The organism is Pantoea sp. UYEF8 (assembly GCF_040546285.1).
Taxonomy (GTDB): domain Bacteria; phylum Pseudomonadota; class Gammaproteobacteria; order Enterobacterales; family Enterobacteriaceae; genus Pantoea; species Pantoea brenneri.
This window is the reverse complement of the sequence record NZ_JBEPNM010000005.1, coordinates 246,581-263,344: the sequence shown is the minus strand read 5'-3', so window position 1 is coordinate 263,344 and position 16,764 is coordinate 246,581. Positions and strand designations below refer to the sequence as shown.

26 protein-coding genes are annotated in these 16,764 nt (G+C 52.5%); 6 read left to right on the top strand and 20 right to left on the bottom strand.

All coding sequences use genetic code 11. The annotated features are described in order from the left end of the window. Positions 1–416 precede the first annotated feature (416 nt). Positions 417–971, top strand: coding sequence for a gamma carbonic anhydrase family protein (locus tag ABIB18_RS12780; protein WP_354474223.1), 555 nt, complete (start codon positions 417–419; stop codon positions 969–971). On the opposite strand, the gene ABIB18_RS12775 is transcribed toward ABIB18_RS12780, so the two are convergent. Genes ABIB18_RS12775 through dprA form a run of 6 tightly spaced genes read right to left on the bottom strand, consistent with a single transcriptional unit; the run spans position 938 to position 4,723 of the window. Beyond that, positions 938–1,195 carry a DUF1488 family protein gene (locus tag ABIB18_RS12775; protein WP_031377657.1) on the bottom strand — a complete coding sequence of 86 codons (258 nt, stop codon included), beginning with the start codon at positions 1,193–1,195 and terminating at the stop codon, positions 938–940. The two genes, ABIB18_RS12780 and ABIB18_RS12775, sit on opposite strands and share 34 nt — an antisense overlap. Then, the gene (aroE, locus tag ABIB18_RS12770; protein ID WP_031377656.1) at positions 1,192–2,010 is read right to left on the bottom strand and encodes a shikimate dehydrogenase; all 819 of its coding nucleotides are present in this window, start codon (positions 2,008–2,010) and stop codon (positions 1,192–1,194) included. Before aroE ends, ABIB18_RS12775 begins: the two co-directional genes overlap by 4 nt. A 3-nt stretch (positions 2,011–2,013) precedes the next feature. After that, complete coding sequence (gene tsaC, locus ABIB18_RS12765) at positions 2,014–2,586, bottom strand: L-threonylcarbamoyladenylate synthase type 1 TsaC (protein ID WP_046289655.1); 573 nt, start codon at positions 2,584–2,586, stop codon at positions 2,014–2,016. A gap of 6 nt (positions 2,587–2,592) precedes the next feature. Next, positions 2,593–3,138 carry a DNA topoisomerase family protein gene (locus ABIB18_RS12760; protein ID WP_089562545.1) on the bottom strand — a complete coding sequence of 182 codons (546 nt, stop codon included), beginning with the start codon at positions 3,136–3,138 and terminating at the stop codon, positions 2,593–2,595. A gap of 24 nt (positions 3,139–3,162) precedes the next feature. After that, positions 3,163–3,636: a DUF494 family protein Smg gene (gene smg, locus ABIB18_RS12755; RefSeq protein WP_046289654.1), complete on the bottom strand. Its 474-nt coding sequence runs from the start codon at positions 3,634–3,636 to the stop codon at positions 3,163–3,165. Further along, positions 3,608–4,723 carry a DNA-protecting protein DprA gene (gene dprA / locus ABIB18_RS12750; RefSeq protein WP_354474220.1) on the bottom strand — a complete coding sequence of 372 codons (1,116 nt, stop codon included), beginning with the start codon at positions 4,721–4,723 and terminating at the stop codon, positions 3,608–3,610. Before dprA ends, smg begins: the two co-directional genes overlap by 29 nt. Before the next feature lie 115 nt (positions 4,724–4,838). Between dprA and def the strand changes: the two genes are divergently transcribed. From def to mscL, 5 genes are all read left to right on the top strand, one after another. Further along, on the top strand, positions 4,839–5,351 hold the full coding sequence (gene def, locus ABIB18_RS12745; RefSeq protein ID WP_031376664.1) for a peptide deformylase: 513 nt from the start codon (positions 4,839–4,841) through the stop codon (positions 5,349–5,351). A gap of 20 nt (positions 5,352–5,371) precedes the next feature. After that, positions 5,372–6,316 carry a methionyl-tRNA formyltransferase gene (gene fmt, locus ABIB18_RS12740; protein ID WP_046289653.1) on the top strand — a complete coding sequence of 315 codons (945 nt, stop codon included), beginning with the start codon at positions 5,372–5,374 and terminating at the stop codon, positions 6,314–6,316. A 49-nt stretch (positions 6,317–6,365) separates the two neighbouring features. After that, the gene (gene rsmB, locus ABIB18_RS12735; protein WP_316554770.1) at positions 6,366–7,667 is read left to right on the top strand and encodes a 16S rRNA (cytosine(967)-C(5))-methyltransferase RsmB; all 1,302 of its coding nucleotides are present in this window, start codon (positions 6,366–6,368) and stop codon (positions 7,665–7,667) included. An 18-nt stretch (positions 7,668–7,685) separates the two neighbouring features. Beyond that, positions 7,686–9,062: a Trk system potassium transporter TrkA gene (gene trkA / locus ABIB18_RS12730; protein ID WP_031376666.1), complete on the top strand. Its 1,377-nt coding sequence runs from the start codon at positions 7,686–7,688 to the stop codon at positions 9,060–9,062. A gap of 121 nt (positions 9,063–9,183) precedes the next feature. After that, complete coding sequence (gene mscL / locus ABIB18_RS12725; RefSeq protein ID WP_031376667.1) at positions 9,184–9,594, top strand: large-conductance mechanosensitive channel protein MscL; 411 nt, start codon at positions 9,184–9,186, stop codon at positions 9,592–9,594. Here the strand turns inward: mscL and ABIB18_RS12720 are convergent. From ABIB18_RS12720 to rplR, 14 genes are all read right to left on the bottom strand, one after another. Continuing rightward, entirely contained in the window at positions 9,530–9,829 is a 300-nt protein-coding gene (locus tag ABIB18_RS12720) for an alternative ribosome-rescue factor A (protein ID WP_072051056.1), read from the bottom strand. The genes mscL and ABIB18_RS12720 overlap by 65 nt on opposite strands. A gap of 59 nt (positions 9,830–9,888) precedes the next feature. Beyond that, the gene (gene zntR / locus ABIB18_RS12715; RefSeq protein WP_354474219.1) at positions 9,889–10,305 is read right to left on the bottom strand and encodes a Zn(2+)-responsive transcriptional regulator; all 417 of its coding nucleotides are present in this window, start codon (positions 10,303–10,305) and stop codon (positions 9,889–9,891) included. Continuing rightward, on the bottom strand, positions 10,306–10,677 hold the full coding sequence (locus tag ABIB18_RS12710) for a DnaJ family domain-containing protein (RefSeq protein WP_069729817.1): 372 nt from the start codon (positions 10,675–10,677) through the stop codon (positions 10,306–10,308). A 97-nt stretch (positions 10,678–10,774) separates the two neighbouring features. Beyond that, complete coding sequence (rplQ, locus tag ABIB18_RS12705; protein WP_009087575.1) at positions 10,775–11,161, bottom strand: 50S ribosomal protein L17; 387 nt, start codon at positions 11,159–11,161, stop codon at positions 10,775–10,777. A gap of 40 nt (positions 11,162–11,201) precedes the next feature. Beyond that, the gene (locus tag ABIB18_RS12700; RefSeq protein WP_003850179.1) at positions 11,202–12,191 is read right to left on the bottom strand and encodes a DNA-directed RNA polymerase subunit alpha; all 990 of its coding nucleotides are present in this window, start codon (positions 12,189–12,191) and stop codon (positions 11,202–11,204) included. 25 nt (positions 12,192–12,216) lie between these two features. After that, positions 12,217–12,837 carry a 30S ribosomal protein S4 gene (rpsD, locus tag ABIB18_RS12695; protein ID WP_008927131.1) on the bottom strand — a complete coding sequence of 207 codons (621 nt, stop codon included), beginning with the start codon at positions 12,835–12,837 and terminating at the stop codon, positions 12,217–12,219. A gap of 32 nt (positions 12,838–12,869) precedes the next feature. Then, on the bottom strand, positions 12,870–13,259 hold the full coding sequence (rpsK, locus tag ABIB18_RS12690; protein ID WP_004160563.1) for a 30S ribosomal protein S11: 390 nt from the start codon (positions 13,257–13,259) through the stop codon (positions 12,870–12,872). A gap of 16 nt (positions 13,260–13,275) precedes the next feature. Then, complete coding sequence (gene rpsM, locus ABIB18_RS12685; RefSeq protein ID WP_003850176.1) at positions 13,276–13,632, bottom strand: 30S ribosomal protein S13; 357 nt, start codon at positions 13,630–13,632, stop codon at positions 13,276–13,278. A gap of 146 nt (positions 13,633–13,778) precedes the next feature. Beyond that, positions 13,779–13,895, bottom strand: coding sequence for a 50S ribosomal protein L36 (gene rpmJ / locus ABIB18_RS12680; protein WP_004160566.1), 117 nt, complete (start codon positions 13,893–13,895; stop codon positions 13,779–13,781). 32 nt (positions 13,896–13,927) lie between these two features. Beyond that, a complete protein-coding gene (secY, locus tag ABIB18_RS12675; RefSeq protein ID WP_003850175.1) occupies positions 13,928–15,259 on the bottom strand; it encodes a preprotein translocase subunit SecY in 1,332 nt (443 codons plus the stop codon). Positions 15,260–15,266: 7 nt separating this feature from the next. Continuing rightward, positions 15,267–15,701 carry a 50S ribosomal protein L15 gene (gene rplO, locus ABIB18_RS12670; protein ID WP_031376671.1) on the bottom strand — a complete coding sequence of 145 codons (435 nt, stop codon included), beginning with the start codon at positions 15,699–15,701 and terminating at the stop codon, positions 15,267–15,269. A gap of 3 nt (positions 15,702–15,704) precedes the next feature. Then, entirely contained in the window at positions 15,705–15,884 is a 180-nt protein-coding gene (gene rpmD / locus ABIB18_RS12665) for a 50S ribosomal protein L30 (protein ID WP_031376672.1), read from the bottom strand. A gap of 5 nt (positions 15,885–15,889) precedes the next feature. Then, positions 15,890–16,390, bottom strand: a complete 501-nt coding sequence (gene rpsE, locus ABIB18_RS12660) for a 30S ribosomal protein S5 (protein ID WP_003850164.1) — start codon at positions 16,388–16,390, stop codon at positions 15,890–15,892. A gap of 14 nt (positions 16,391–16,404) precedes the next feature. Continuing rightward, on the bottom strand, positions 16,405–16,758 hold the full coding sequence (gene rplR, locus ABIB18_RS12655; protein ID WP_031376674.1) for a 50S ribosomal protein L18: 354 nt from the start codon (positions 16,756–16,758) through the stop codon (positions 16,405–16,407). Positions 16,759–16,764: the final 6 nt, after the last annotated feature.

Sequence of the window (16,764 nt, the reverse complement as noted above, 5' to 3'; positions counted from 1 at the left end):
CGTGAGACTTGATATTTTTTACGTCCGGAGACGCTGATATCAATCCTGCGAGTGCCCACACAGATTGTCTGATAAATTGTTAAAGAGCAGTGCGAGCAGCGGGTTAACCGTCTGTCGCGAGGAGGCGTATATTACGCTTTCCTCCCTCAGAGTCAACTTCTTTTTCAGAAGCTTTTCTCCGGCGGCGCAGTCTCCTGTGCCTCTCAACCCGGCGGCCGGTAAGCCGTTGTTCCGTGTCGATGGAGGCGCATTATAGGGATCCCGCTTCATAGCACAACCCTTTTTTTGGATCTTTTTTCTGAGTGGTTATAAATGATCCAGATTGGTGAGATCGCCAGCGATCCAAGCCAGAATAGGCTTGTCAGCTGCCTGAAATCGCATCAGGCTGCAATGAATTCAGCATAAAGGAGAACATGATGACTTCCCCCCTTCGCCCGTATAAACATCTCTTCCCGCAAACCGGCCAGCGCGTTATGGTCGATCCAAGTAGTGTCGTCGTCGGTGACGTCATTATGAAAGATGATGTCAGTATCTGGCCGCTGGTCGCGATTCGCGGCGACGTGAACCAGGTTCGCATTGGTGCCCGTAGCAATATTCAGGATGGCAGCGTACTGCACGTTACCCATAAGTCGGCGTCCAACCCGCAAGGCTTTCCGCTTATTATTGGCCAGGAAGTCACGGTAGGACATAAAGCGATGCTGCACGGCTGCACCATTGGCGATCGTGTACTGATCGGCATGGGGTCAATCCTGCTGGATGGTGTAATAGTAGAAGAAGAGGTGATGATTGGTGCCGGAAGTCTGGTGCCGCCGGGTAAACGACTGGAGAGCGGCTATCTATACCTCGGCAGTCCGGTCAGGCAAGTCCGTCCGCTCAATGAGCAGGAAAAAGAAGGGTTACGCTACTCGGCCAGCAACTATGTCAGCTGGAAAAATGATTACCTTGGCGCAGACAACCAGACCCAGCCCTGAGTATCGACCTCGTCCTGACGGATAGCCGCTTCGGCTTCCTCTTCCAAATCCCAGCGATGGTGCTGAAACAGCGCCATCGCTTCTCCCTCACCAAAGCGGGATCTTAATGCCTCAAGGCCGATGGCACAGGTCAGCCGCATGCCGTTAACCAGCACCGGAAAACAGATGGCCTGTTGTGCTGCGTCATAATGCTCATCATCGGGAAACTGGATTGCCTGATTCATGACTGCATGGCCTGCTTCAACTGCGCAATCACCGGGGTAATTTCTGGCATCACGCCATGCCATAGATGAAAGGCATGCGCCGCCTGGCCCACCAGCATACCTAATCCATCCGCCAGATGGCGTGCACCCTGCGTCTGGCACCACTGCAGGAAAGGCGTCAGCCCGCGCTGGTAGAACATGTCATAACAGCGCAGTTCAGAATGAATAAGTGTCACAGGCAGAGGCGGCGTTTTGCCGTCTACGCCGCTCGACGTTGCATTGATCACCAGATCAAAGGTTTTGCCTGCCAGCTGCTCAAAGCCACATGTAGCAATTGCGCCGCTTTGCCGGAACAGCTCTGCCAGCTCTTCGGCCCGGGCAGCGGTACGGTTGACGATGGTAATCGTGACCCCGGCTGACAGTAGCGGCAGGATCACGCCGCGGGCTGCCCCGCCTGCCCCCACCAGCAATACATTATCACCGGGTTTGATCATCGCCAGCCGCTGAAGATCGCTCAGTAAGCCAATGCCATCGGTATTATCACCAAAGATCTGACCGTCGCTGAGTTTCTTCACGGTATTCACTGCACCCGAACGGGCAGCACGATCGCTGAGCTGATCGGCAAGCTCCCACGCCTGCTGCTTGAAAGGGAGAGTGACATTCGCGCCTTGCCCTCCCTGTTCAAAAAATGCAGTCAGCGCCTGCGGAAATCCCTCCAGTGGCGCGCAGATCCGCCCATAACGGTGCTCTATCCCCGTCTGTTCGGCAAAAGCCCGATGAATTAACGGTGATTTGCTGTGGTTGATGGGATTACCGAAAACGGCGAATTGATCCATGAGTTAGCCCTGACGTATGAGTTCGCCGCTGATGACATCGCGGATTTCTGAGGGATTCTGCCGTCCACCGGTTTTACCCGATAAGACCGGAAAATCATCCCCAAACTGGCGCTTAACCTCCTCGACCGTGCGGCACGGAGGCTGGCCTGAAAGATTGGCACTGGTTGAAACCAGCGGTTTACCAAACGCGCGGCAAAGCGCCTGCACATCGGGATGATCGCTGACGCGAATAGCCAGAGAATCAAATTGCCCGGTTAACCAGCGTGGCGTCTGCGGTGGAACCGGCACCACAAAGGTCACCGGGCCCGGCCAGCAGGCGAACATCCGTTCACGCTGAATCACCGAAAGTTCGCGATCGGAGATATAGGGTTCGAGCTGCGAATAATCAGCAGCAATCAGGATCAGCCCTTTTTCGACCGGACGCTGTTTCAGCGCCAGCAATGCCATAACGGCAGACTCGCTGTCTGGATCGCAGCCCAGCCCAAACACCGCTTCAGTCGGATAGGCGATAACGGCCTGGCGGTTTAGTTGACCTACACAATGCTCAAGTGAGCCGGCGAGATGTTGATTATCCATAATGTCTCAGTTCTCTTCAGCGATGGCTTTGCCACAACTCTTACTGGCACAAAAGCGTTTAACGCCCTGCGCCGTCTTCTTTTCTACTAATAGCGGAAACTGGCAATAGGGGCAGGCGCCAGCCACGGGCGTCAGGTTCACCGCAAACTGGCAAGCCGGATAGCGATCGCAGGAATGAAAAGTTTTGCCGTAGCGTGAACGTCGCTGGACCAGCTTACCTTGCTGGCATTGCGGGCACGCCAGCGTGGTTTCATCCGGTTTGTCGATGGTTTCGGTGTAACCGCATTCCGGGTAGTGGCTGCAGCCGATAAACATGCCAAAGCGCCCCTGCCGCAATACTTTATCCGCACCGCAGTCCGGACAGGCATGACCTTCCAGCACTTTGACTACGTGTCCGTCCGCCTGACTCTTCAGGGGCCGGATATAGTCACATGCAGGGTAGTTCGCGCAGCCCAAAAAAGGGCCGTGTTTACCGGAGCGTATAACCAGTTCTGCCCCGCAAGCGGGGCAGGGATCCTGTTTACGCACGGTGAAGAGTGCAGCTTTACTCATAACGATGAATGCATGAAAGGAAATTTAATGCAGCATACCTTCATTGACGTCGAATAGCAGTTCTTCCATTTGCTGATAAGCATTTTCACATCCAGGGATGTTAAACAACACCATCAGCACCACCCATTTGAGATCCTCTAAGTCAAACTCAGGGGTCTCAAGCGCCATGACGCGTTCGATGACCATTTCGCGCGTTTCCAGACTCAGCACCTGAATTTGTTCCAGGAAAAGCAGGAAACCACGGCTTTCAGCATCTAAACGGTTGCTCTCTTCATCGGTATAGATGCGCATAGAGAGCGGATCATTTGCCAGCAAAATTGGCGCAACCAGCCCTTCCTGATAGTCGGCCAACCTTTCTAACCAGTTCAACGCGCTGTAAATATCTTCACGATGAAACCCGGCATCCGTCAAGTCATCTGTCAATCTGTCCTGATCAACACCCATTTCTGCTTCGTTGTGGATATATGTCTCAAACAAGTACATGAGTACGTCGAACATGGCATGCCCTCCTCAATCGGACATAGCCGCCGGGTACAGCTGCGATCCATCCTGCTAACTCCAGTTCCAGCAACTGAGCTGAGATAACTGGCACAGGTTGGCCGGCACGTTCAGCGACAACGTCAACAGGTGTAACATCATCACCTACGTTAGCCAACACATCAGCAAATGGCAATGGAGCAACGTCACTGACATCAGAATAAATTTGGTCTGATTGTGTAACAGGCAACCAGTTCAGCGCGCTCGCCAGATCTTCCAGGATGTTATTCGGATGAGCCACCAGCAGCGCACCCTGCTGAATCAGCCAGTTAACCCCCTCACTCAACGGATTGCCCAATGCGCCCGGCAGTGCGTAGACATTGCGGTTCTGTTCCAGTGCATAACGGGCGGTAACCAGTGAGCCGCTCTTCAGCGACGCTTCAACCACCAGCACGCCGAGGCTTAAACCGCTAATGATACGATTACGGCGCGGAAAATTGTGTGGATGGGGAATGGTGGTCAGCGGAAACTCTGAGATAAGCGCGCCGCCCTGCTCAACAATCTCGCCGGCCAGCCGCAGGTGACTCTTCGGATAGAGGTGCTGAAGACCACTGCCTAACACCGCCATCGTTTTGCCACCAACGTTAAGGGCCGCCTGATGTGCCACACCGTCAATACCGCGAGCCAGGCCGCTGGTAATGGTAAGACCACTCAGCGCCAGCTGCTGGGCAAACCAGTCGCACCAGTAACGACCATAGTGCGACCCATTACGACTGCCCACCACGGCAAGCTGAGGATTATTCAGTACCACAGGATCACCCTGGACATACAGCAACGGCGGAAAGCGTGCAGTTTCCATTAACCGGGCAGGATAACCGGCATCCAGAGCGGTGAGCAGATGGTGATGGTGACTGTTTGCCAGCCAGTGTCGGATCTCATCTACCTGCTTTTCGGGCAGCGCCTGGTACTGCTGGCGTTGCGCGGCATCCAGTCCGGCCAGCATCAGATCGTCACCCGCAGCGTCCAGTTGATGGGCCATCTCAACCCAGCGTCTGCCGGTCATTCCGCTGACTGCTGCCAGCCGTACGTAGCGTGCTATTTTGTCCATCTCTGGCTCCCTGATCCCGCTTGCTTCCTGCCGCAGAATGCTGTCAATCAGCCCTCAAAAAGTCTACAATATGAGGTAGTAATCTTTTCTTAACCGAATACAGATCTGGATATTTATGTCAGTTTTGCAGGTATTACATTTCCCTGACGAGCGCCTTCGCAAAATCGCTGCGCCCGTCAAAGAAGTTAACGCAGACGTTCAGCGTATCGTTGATGATATGTTCGAGACCATGTACGCCGAAGAAGGTATCGGTCTGGCCGCTACTCAGGTGGACATCCATCAGCGCATCATCGTTATCGATGTTTCTGAAAGTCGTGAAGAGCGTTTGGTATTGATCAACCCTGAACTGCTGGAAAAAAGCGGCGAAACCGGTATCGAAGAGGGTTGTCTCTCTATCCCTGAACAGCGTGCCTTTGTGCCGCGTGCGGAACGGGTAAAAGTTCGTGCGCTGGATCGTGACGGCAACAGTTTTGAACTGGAAGCCAACGATCTGCTGGCCATTTGCATCCAGCATGAGATCGATCATCTGGAGGGCAAACTGTTTATTGATTATCTGTCGCCATTAAAACGCCAGCGAATCAAAACAAAGTTAGAGAAGCTGGCGCGCCAGAACGCGCAGGCTTCCTGAGCATCTAAGAAGGGATAAACGTGTCTGCCCCGCTAAAAATTATCTTTGCTGGCACACCTGACTTTGCAGCGCGTCATCTTGACGCGCTGCTTGCTTCTGAGCATCAGGTAGTTGGCGTATTCACGCAGCCCGACCGTCCCGCAGGTCGCGGTAACAAGTTAACGCCCGGCCCGGTTAAAACGCTGGCGCTGGCGCATGATATTCCGATTTATCAACCCCGGTCATTGCGACCTGAAGAGAACCAACAGCTGGTCGCCGATTTACAGGCCGATGTGATGGTTGTAGTGGCATACGGGCTGATTTTACCGAAAGCGGTGCTCGATATGCCGCGTCTCGGCTGTATCAATGTGCATGGTTCCCTGCTGCCGCGCTGGCGTGGCGCAGCGCCGATTCAGCGTGCGCTCTGGGCTGGTGACAGCGAAACCGGTATCACCATCATGCAGATGGATGTGGGCTTAGATACCGGTGATATGCTGCATAAACTGACCTGCCCGATCACCGCTCAGGATACCAGCGCGACACTGTACGACAAGCTGGCGCAACTCGGACCGCAGGGCTTGCTTGATACGCTGAGCTTACTCGCCAGCCAGCAGGCTGTGCCCGAAAAGCAGGATGATTCACTCGCTAATTACGCTGAGAAGCTGAGTAAAGAAGAGGCACGTCTGGACTGGACGCTGCCGGCCGAACAGCTCGAACGCTGTATCCGGGCATTTAACCCCTGGCCGATGAGCTTCTTCACGGTTGATGACCAGCCGGTTAAAGTCTGGCAGGCCAGCGTATTGCCCCACAGCGATCATCAGCCTGGTGAAATCATCCGAGCTGATAAGCATGGCATCCAGGTGGCTACCGCTCAGGGTGTGCTTAATCTGTTGCAGTTACAGCCCGCCGGTAAAAAACCGATGTCGGCTCAGGATCTTCTCAACTCGCGCCGGGAATGGTTTGAAGCTGGAACCCTTCTGGACTGACTCTCTGGCCCGGTCATGCACCGGGCTTTTTGTTTGATGACAAAACCCTATGAATAAATCAACCAACCTGCGTAGCCTCTGCGCTCAGCTCATTGAACGCGTTGTCGATAAAGGCGAATCGCTTAATACGGCGCTACCGGCGGCGCAGAAAAAACTCTCCGACAAAGACAGCGCCTTAGTGCAGGAGATTTGCTTTGGCGTGCTACGTACGCTGCCACAGCTTGAAGCCTTAATCGGTAAGCTGATGGAACGTCCGCTTACCGGTAAACAGCGTGTTTTGCACTATCTGATAATGGTCGGCCTCTATCAGCTGGAATATACCCGCGTTCCTGCTCACGCGGCGCTGGCTGAAACGGTTGCCGGTGCTGAGGTTCTGAAACGTACCAGCCTGAAAGGATTGCTGAACGGTGTTTTGCGTCAGTATCAACGTCAGAGAGAAGAGTTGCTTGCCAGTATTCAGGATGGTCCGCAACGTTATCTTCATCCGGGCTGGCTGTTAAAGCGGTTACAGCATGCCTGGCCGGAACAGTGGCAGCAGATCGTAGAAGCAAACAACCTTCGTCCACCGATGTGGTTGCGCGTCAACCGTCAGCATCACCACCGTGGCGGATGGCTGGCAATGCTGACCGACAGCGGTAAACATGCGCATCCCGCCGCAGATGCACCGGATGCGCTGCGTCTTGAATCACCCGCGCCGGTCAGCCAGTTACCCGGCTTCGACCAGGGCTGGGTGACCGTTCAGGATTTATCAGCCCAGCGTTGCGCGTTACTGCTGGAGCCGCAGGATGGCGAGCAGATTCTTGATCTGTGCGCTGCGCCTGGCGGCAAAACAACCCACATTCTGGAAGTGGCTCCCAAGGCTCAGGTACTGGCAGTCGATGTGGATGCGCAGCGCCTTAAACGCGTGGAAGAAAATCTTCAGCGTCTGGGTATGAAAGCTGAAGTGAAGCAGGGCGATGGCCGCACCCCACAACAGTGGTGCGGCGAACGCCAGTTTGATCGTATTCTGCTGGATGCGCCCTGCTCGGCAACCGGCGTCATTCGTCGTCACCCGGATATTAAGTGGCTGCGTCGCGATCGCGACATCGCTGAACTGGCGAAGCTGCAAAGCGAAATTCTGGATGCGGTCTGGCCACATCTCAAACCTGGCGGCACCCTGCTGTACGCCACCTGTTCGATCCTGCCGGAAGAGAATCATCAGCAAATTGAAGCCTTTTTGCAGCGTCAGTCCGATGCTGAAGCACAGCCGCTGCAGGATGCGCCGGCCAGTGGCTGGCAGGTCTTTCCTGAGGCTGAAGGTGGAGATGGTTTCTTCTACGCTAAGCTGTTAAAAAAACCGGATGCTAATTGAAATGAGCGTTGATGAGCGATGAAAATAATCATTCTGGGTGCAGGACAGGTCGGCGGGACGCTGGCAGAAAACCTGGTCGGTGAAAACAACGATATCACCGTGGTCGATACCGACGCATCGCGCTTACGTCATCTGCAGGATAAGTTCGACCTGCGCGTGGTGCAGGGCCATGGTTCGCATCCGCGGATATTGCGTGAGGCGGGCGCGGAAGATGCCGACATGCTGGTTGCCGTGACCAATTCCGATGAAACCAACATGATCGCTTGCCAGATCGCCTACTCACTTTTCAATACGCCTAACCGTATCGCTCGGATCCGCGCCGCAGACTATCTGCGCGATGCGGATAAACTGTTTATTCCTGAGGCGGTCCCTATCGATCATTTGATTTCACCCGAACAGTTAGTGATCGATAATATTTACCGTCTGATCCAGTATCCCGGTGCGTTACAGGTCGTGAATTTTGCTGAAGGCAAAGTCAGCCTGGCGGTGGTCAAAGCCTATTATGGCGGGCCGCTGGTTGGTAATCCGCTCTCAATTATGCGTGAGCACATGCCGCACATCGATACGCGCGTAGCCGCCATTTTTCGTCAGGATCGGCCTATTCGTCCGCAAGGCTCCACCATTGTTGAAGCGGGCGACGAAGTGTTTTTCATCGCCGCCAGCCAGAATATTCGGGCGGTGATGAGTGAAATGCAGCGACTGGAGAAGCCGTACAAACGCATCATGCTGGTGGGCGGCGGCAATATTGGTTTTGGTCTGGCGCAGCGGCTGGAGAAAAATTACAGCGTTAAGCTGATTGAACGTAATCCACAGCGCGCCGCAGAACTGGCGGAGCATCTGCAGGATACCATCGTCTTTTATGGTGATGCGTCAGATCAGGAGCTGCTGGCTGAAGAACATGTTGAGCAGGTTGATCTGTTTATTGCCGTCACTAATGACGATGAGGCCAACATCATGTCCGCCATGCTGGCAAAAAAGATGGGGGCCAAAAAAGTGATGGTGCTGATCCAGCGCCGCGCCTATGTCGACCTGGTGCAGGGCAGCGTGATCGATATTGCGATTTCGCCACAGCAGGCCACTATTTCAGCCTTGCTGGGCCACGTGCGTAAAGCTGATATCGTTGGCGTCTCTTCACTACGACGGGGCATCGCCGAAGCGATCGAGGCGATTGCACACGGTGACGAAACCACCTCACGCGTGGTCGGCCGCTCAATTGATGACATCAAATTGCCGCCTGGCACCATCATTGGTGCCGTAGTACGCGGCGATGATGTGATGATTGCCAACGACAACCTGCGCATTGAGCAAGGCGATCATGTCATCATGTTCCTGACCGACAAGAAGTTTGTTTCAGATGTGGAGCGTCTGTTCCAGCCGAGTCCGTTTTTCCTGTAACGGCAGCGTAATTATTGATGAATTAACCCAGCGGGAAACTGCCGCATAATTCCATGGGATGATGGCAAAAACAGCAGGGTTTGTTAGACTTTAGGGCATTGGCCAGGGCAAGGAGATAAGTATGAGTTTATTCAAAGAGTTTCGTGATTTCGCAATGCGCGGTAACGTGGTGGATCTGGCGGTGGGTGTGATCATCGGCGCCGCGTTTGGCAAGATCGTGTCATCATTAGTCGCCAACATTATTATGCCGCCGTTGGGTCTGCTGATTGGTGGTGTCGACTTCAAATCGTTTAGCTGGGTGCTTAAGCCTGCGGTCGGTGACACGCCTGCCGTTGTGATGCAGTACGGTGTGTTTCTGCAGACCATCTTCGACTTCGTAATCATCGCTTTTGCCATTTTCATGGCGATCAAACTGATGAACCGTCTCTATACTAAAAAAGAAGTCGAGAAGCCGGCTGCCAAGCCCTCTAATGAAGAAGTCCTGCTGACAGAAATTCGTGATTTGCTGAAGCAGCAAAATACCCGGGTTTAAAAAATAAGCCGCCTGCCGGGCGGTTTTTTTTCGCTCTGAAAGCAGAAGGCCAGTGATAAGATGCTGTCTTATCACTGGCCTCCCAGTTCTGCCCCTTAACATGTTTATCTTTGCGCTTAAAACTCCCCTTCCCTTTTTGCTTCTGTTCAATGCGCTGCCGGAATAGTGGGTCATGTAACAGTGCTTCAATCGCATTGTCGCGAATCTGCCCTTTGGTATGCTGATATTTACTCATGGTTCCTCCTGTTGGAATCGCGAGATACTTTATTCCTTTGGCTGAAAAAAACAATATCTCTAACTGCTCAGACTCTCACCTCGTTCGAGGGCTTCAAGAATTGAGCACGAAACGCTACTGTGACTGTCACCACAGCAGGCATTCGACAGATGCTGGAGCGATCGCTGCATGGTTTCGAGCTCAGCAATCATCTGCGCGACCTCATTGAGGCGTTTTTCAACAATCGACTTCGACTCCTGGCAGGTGTGATGTGCCGGATCGACGCGGATTGAAAGCAACTCCCGGATAGCTTCAAGGCTGAAACCGAGTTTACGACCGTAGCGGATAAACTTCAGGCGTTGCAGATCACTTTCACTGTATAAACGAAAACCCCCTTCGGTACGTCCGTCATGATCCATCATCTGCTGTTTCTCATAGAAACGGATGGTATCTGGCGTGACGTCGGCGAGCTTTGCCAACTGACCAATTCTGAACATCTACTTCTCCTGATTGAAACGTTGCTGAAGAGCGGCGGCATAGTCGCCATGCAGAAAATCAGTGCGCATGCCGGCTTGCTGAAGCCTGAGCTCAAGAACGTTAAGGCGGCGACACTGATCCTGATAACGCGGATCGGCGGGATCGAGCTGACGTAGCAGATCGTTAACTTCGATCGCTTCACGACGCAGTTCAAGTTCGGGCGGCAGGAAACCGGCGTTCTTTAGCAGCCGATAGCCGGCGCGAAGTTCAGGTGGTACATGACTGTCATCATCAAGCTGAAGCGGCTTGCCTTCACCAGGCAGTTGACTCAGCTCGCCCTTTTCCAGCGCGGCTTTAATGTGTTGTTCTGCAAGTTGATCAACCAGCCACATCGTAAACTCCTCAGCTCAGCGAATTACTCAGCCCTAAAGGTAGTAAATTTTGGGCAATAAAAAACCCGCCGAAGCGGGTTTTTTACTTTACTACAGATTACTCTGCAGCTGCTTCTGCTTGAGCTTCTGGACGATCAACCAGCTCGATGTATGCCATCGGAGCGTTGTCACCAGCGCGGAAGCCACACTTCAGAATGCGAGTGTAACCACCGGCACGGCTCGCGAAACGCGGGCCAAGCTCATTAAACAGTTTTGCCACGATCTCGTTATCACGAGTGCGGGCGAATGCCAGACGACGATTAGCTACGTTGTCGGTCTTGGCAAGAGTAATCAGCGGCTCAACTACGCGGCGCAACTCTTTGGCTTTCGGCAGAGTCGTCTTGATGATCTCATGACGAACCAGAGAGCCAGCCATGTTACGGAACATAGCCTGACGATGGCTGCTGTTGCGGTTCAGTTGACGACCACTCTTACGATGGCGCATGACCTTATCCTTCTCAGTGAAACCTTAACCTGTGATCGGGTTATTCATCAGCAATGCTTGCCGGCGGCCAGTTCTCAAGGCGCATGCCCAGAGAAAGTCCACGTGAGGCGAGCACATCTTTAATCTCAGTAAGAGATTTTTTACCCAGGTTAGGCGTTTTAAGCAGCTCAACCTCGGTACGCTGTACCAGATCACCGATGTAGTGGATAGCTTCTGCCTTAAGGCAGTTAGCAGAGCGGACAGTCAATTCCAGATCGTCAACAGGGCGCAGCAGGATCGGATCGAATTCTGGTTTCTCTTCTTTAACTTCCGGCTGACGTACATCACGTAAGTCAACGAAAGCTTCAAGTTGTTCTGCCAGAATGGTTGCCGCACGACGAATCGCCTCTTCAGGATCGATTGTACCGTTGGTTTCCATTTCGATGACCAGCTTATCCAGGTCGGTGCGCTGTTCGACGCGCGCTGCTTCAACATTGTAGGCAATACGGTCTACAGGGCTGTAGCAAGCGTCAACCAACAGGCGGCCGATTGGGCGCTCATCTTCTTCCGAATGAATTCGGGCAGAAGCCGGCACATAACCACGACCACGCTGAACTTTGATACGCATGCTGATAGCGGCGTTCTCATCGGTCAGATGGCAGATCACGTGCTGAGGCTTGACGATTTCGACATCACCATCATGGGTAATGTCGGCTGCAGTCACAGGGCCAATGCCAGATTTATTCAGGGTCAGAATGACTTCATCTTTACCCTGAACTCTTACCGCCAGCCCTTTCAGGTTGAGCAGGATTTCCAGGATATCTTCCTGTACGCCCTCTTTGGTGCTGTACTCATGTAGTACACCATCAATTTCAACCTCGGTCACCGCGCAACCCGGCATGGAAGAAAGCAGAATACGGCGCAGTGCGTTACCAAGAGTATGGCCAAAGCCACGCTCTAAAGGCTCAAGGGTCACCTTGGCGTGCGTCGAACTCACTTGCTCGATATCTACCAGGCGCGGTTTTAGAAACTCTGTCACAGAACCCTGCATTGTGTCCTCTCTTTGGTACTAAGCTTTACTTAGAGTAAAGCTCGACGATCAGGTGTTCGTTAATGTCCGCAGACAGATCAGTACGCTCAGGAATACGCTTGAACACACCTTCCATCTTAGTCGCATCAACTTCCAGCCAGGTTGGCTTTTCACGCTGCTCAGCCAGCTCCAGAGCGGCCTTCACGCGAGATTGCTTTTTGGCTTTCTCACGGATGCTAACGACATCATTCGGAGATACCTGATAAGAAGCGATGTTAACAACGCGGCCATTTACCAGAACAGACTTATGGCTCACCAGCTGACGTGCTTCCGCACGAGTGGCACCGAAGCCCATACGATAAACTACGTTGTCCAGACGGCCTTCCAGCAGAGCCAACAGGTTTTCACCGGTGTTGCCTTTCAGACGTGCTGCTTCTTTATAGTAGTTACGGAACTGACGCTCGAGCACGCCGTAGATACGACGAACTTTCTGCTTCTCACGTAACTGACCGCCGTAATCAGACAGACGCGGTTTACGCGCACCATGCTGACCAGGCGCTTGTTCGATCTTACACTTGGAATCAATCGCGCGAACGCCAGACTTAAGGAATAAGTCAGTGCCCTCACGACGGCTCAGCTTGAGCTTAGGACCCAAATATCTTGCCATTTTCTTTCTCCAACTATCCTAAAAAACGGGCGTTATACGCGACGTTTTTTCGGCGGACGACAACCGTTATGAGGGATCGGAGTCACATCAGTAATATTAGTGATGCGGAAACCAGCGGCGTTCAGTGCACGAATTGTTGATTCGCGACCCGGACCCGGACCCTTAACCATAACTTCCAGGTTCTTAATACCGTAATCTTTTACCGCTTCTGCACAGCGCTCTGCAGCGACCTGAGCAGCAAACGGAGTGGATTTACGTGAACCGCGGAAACCGGAACCACCGGCGGTTGCCCAACCCAGTGCGTTACCCTGACGATCAGTAATAGTAACGATGGTGTTGTTAAAAGAAGCATGGACATGAGCCACGCCATCTGAGACTTGTTTTCTTACACGCTTACGTGCACGAACTGGTGCCTTTGCCATTATTTACTCACCCCGATTATTTCTTGATCGGTTTACGCGGACCCTTACGGGTACGTGCGTTGGTCTTAGTACGCTGACCGCGAACCGGAAGACCACGACGATGGCGCAAACCACGGTAGCAACCAAGGTCCATAAGACGCTTGATGCTCAGGGTGATTTCACGGCGCAGATCACCTTCTACAACGAATTTCGCAACTGCATCACGCAGCTGATCAATTTGTTCTTCAGACAGCTCACTGATCTTAACATTTTCAGCAATACCCGTTGAAGCGCAGATGGCTTTAGAACGAGTTTTACCGATACCGAAGATCGAAGTTAATGCGATAACGGTATGTTTTTGATCAGGAATGTTAATGCCTGCTATACGGGCCACTATGCACTCCTATAATTAAATAAGCACGTCCCATGCTGAAAAGCCCGTTTTCAGGATACTCAAATGGAAACGCACTGACATACAAAAGATTGGCTGGCTAATCTAGCCAGCTCAACCCGACTTTGCAAGAAAAATATGTGACAAAATCAGCCTTGGCGCTGTTTATGCTTTGGCTCGGCGCTGCAGATCACACGGACGACACCGTCGCGACGAATGATTTTGCAGTTACGACATAATTTCTTGACGGAAGCACGAACTTTCATTTTTACTCTCCGTAACTTCTCAACCACCTGAATTAACGGCCGTAGCCCTTCAGGTTAGCTTTCTTCAATGCCGACTCGTACTGACTTGACATCATCAGAGTTTGCACTTGAGCCATAAAGTCCATGATGACGACCACTACGATGAGCAGTGAAGTACCGCCAAAGTAGAAGGGAACCTTCATCGCATCACGCATGAACTCCGGGATAAGGCAGATAAAAGTGATGTACAGCGCACCAATTAAGGTTAACCGCGTCATAACTTTATCGATGTACTTCGCCGTTTGCTCTCCCGGACGAATTCCCGGTACGAATGCACCAGACTTCTTCAGGTTATCTGCTGTTTCACGTGGGTTGAAAACCAACGCCGTATAGAAGAAACAGAAGAAGATGATTGCAGTCGCATAGAGTAGCACATAAAGCGGCTGTCCTGGCTGCAAATACAGCGAAATTGTTGTCAGCCAGTTCCAACCGGTACCGCCCCCGAACCACGATGCAATCGTTGCCGGGAACAGAATAATGCTGGAAGCAAAAATAGCCGGGATTACGCCCGCCATGTTCACTTTCAACGGTAAATGTGTGCTCTGTGCAGCGTAGACACGACGACCTTGCTGACGTTTTGCATAGTTCACCACAATGCGGCGTTGACCACGTTCAACGAAAATAACAAAGAAGGTCACGGCGAATACGAGTACTGCAACCAACAGCAACAGAAGGAAGTGCAGGTCACCTTGCCGCGCTTGCTCGATGGTATGGCCAATGGCCGGCGGGAGACCCGCAACAATACCTGCGAAGATAATGATCGAAATACCGTTACCGATACCGCGTTCAGTAATCTGTTCGCCCAGCCACATCAGGAACATTGTCCCTGAGACCAGACTGACAACAGCGGTAAAGTAGAAGGCAAAGCCTGGATTCATCACCAGGCCCTGCATTCCTGGCATATTCGGCAGACCGGTAGCAATACCGATCGACTGGAATATGGCCAATACCAACGTACCGTATCGGGTGTACTGGCTAATCTTACGACGGCCAGCCTCCCCTTCTTTCTTAATTTCCGCTAACGCTGGATGAACCACCGTTAATAACTGGATGATAATCGATGCCGAAATATACGGCATGATACCCAGTGCGAAAATAGAAGCACGGCTGAGAGCACCACCAGAGAACATGTTAAACATTTCAATGATGGTGCCACGCTGTTGCTCAAGCAGTTTGGCAAGTACAGTGGCATCAATACCAGGGATCGGAATGAAAGAGCCAATACGGAAGACAATCAGTGCACCGATTACAAACAGCAGTCTGCGTTTCAGTTCACCAAAGCCGCCTTTGGCGCTTTGAAAATCTAACCCCGGTTGTTTAGCCATCTGCTACTTATTCCTCAATTTTACCGCCAGCAGCTTCGATTGCAGCACGAGCACCTTTGGTGACACGCAGGCCGCGAACCGTTACCGGTGCAGAAACTTCACCAGAAAGAATTACTTTAACGAATTCAATCTGGACACCGATAATGTTGGCCGCTTTCAGCGTATTCAGGTCTACGATACCGCCTTCAACTTTCGCCAGATCAGACAGACGAATCTCTGTGGTGATCATTGATTTGCGAGAGGTGAAACCGAATTTCGGCAGACGACGATACAGAGGCATCTGACCGCCCTCGAAACCGCGACGTACGCCACCGCCAGAACGTGAGTTCTGACCTTTGTGACCACGACCACCGGTTTTACCGAGACCAGAACCGATACCACGACCCAGACGCTTGCTCGCGTGCTTAGACCCTTCGGCCGGAGACAGAGTATTTAGACGCATCTCTTACTCCTCCACTTTAACCATATAGGAAACCGCGTTAACCATACCGCGTACTGCAGGCGTATCTTCACGCTCAACGGTGTGGCCAATACGACGCAGACCCAGGCCAACCAGAGTGGCTTTATGCTTAGGCAAACGGCCAATAGCACTGCGGGTTTGAGTGATTTTAATAGTCTTAGCCATCGTGATTACCCCAGAATTTCTTCAACGGATTTACCACGCTTAGCAGCGACCATTTCCGGAGATTTCATATTGCCCAGGCCGTCGATAGTTGCACGAACCACGTTAATCGGGTTGGTGGAACCATAGGCTTTTGCCAGAACGTTATGAACTCCAGCGACTTCCAGGACGGCGCGCATTGCACCACCGGCAATAATACCGGTACCTTCAGAAGCCGGCTGCATGAACACGCGGGAACCCGTGTGTGCACCTTTTACTGGGTGCTGCAGGGTGCCGTTGGTCAGCGCGACGTTAACCATGTTGCGACGGGCTTTCTCCATCGCTTTCTGGATCGCTGCTGGAACTTCACGCGCTTTACCGTAACCAAAACCAACGCGACCGTTACCATCGCCTACCACAGTCAGTGCTGTGAAGGAGAAAATACGACCACCTTTAACAGTTTTAGATACACGGTTTACCGCGATCAGTTTTTCCTGCAGTTCGCCAGCTTGTTTCTCGATGTGTGCCATCTTAGACCTCTACCTTAGAACTGAAGGCCAGCTTCACGGGCAGCATCTGCCAGTGCCTGGACGCGACCATGATATTGGAAACCGGAACGGTCGAAAGAAACACCAGTGATGCCTTTTTCGATTGCGCGTTCTGCAATAACTTTACCTACTGCAGCTGCGGCTTCTTTATTACCGGTATACTTCAGTTGTTCAGTGATAGCTTTTTCTACTGTAGAAGCAGCGACCAGAACTTCGGAACCGTTCGGGGCGATTACCTGTGCGTAAATATGACGCGGGGTACGATGTACCACCAGGCGAGTAGCACCCAGCTCTTTGAGCTTGCGACGTGCACGGGTCGCACGACGGATACGAGCAGATTTCTTATCCATAGTGTT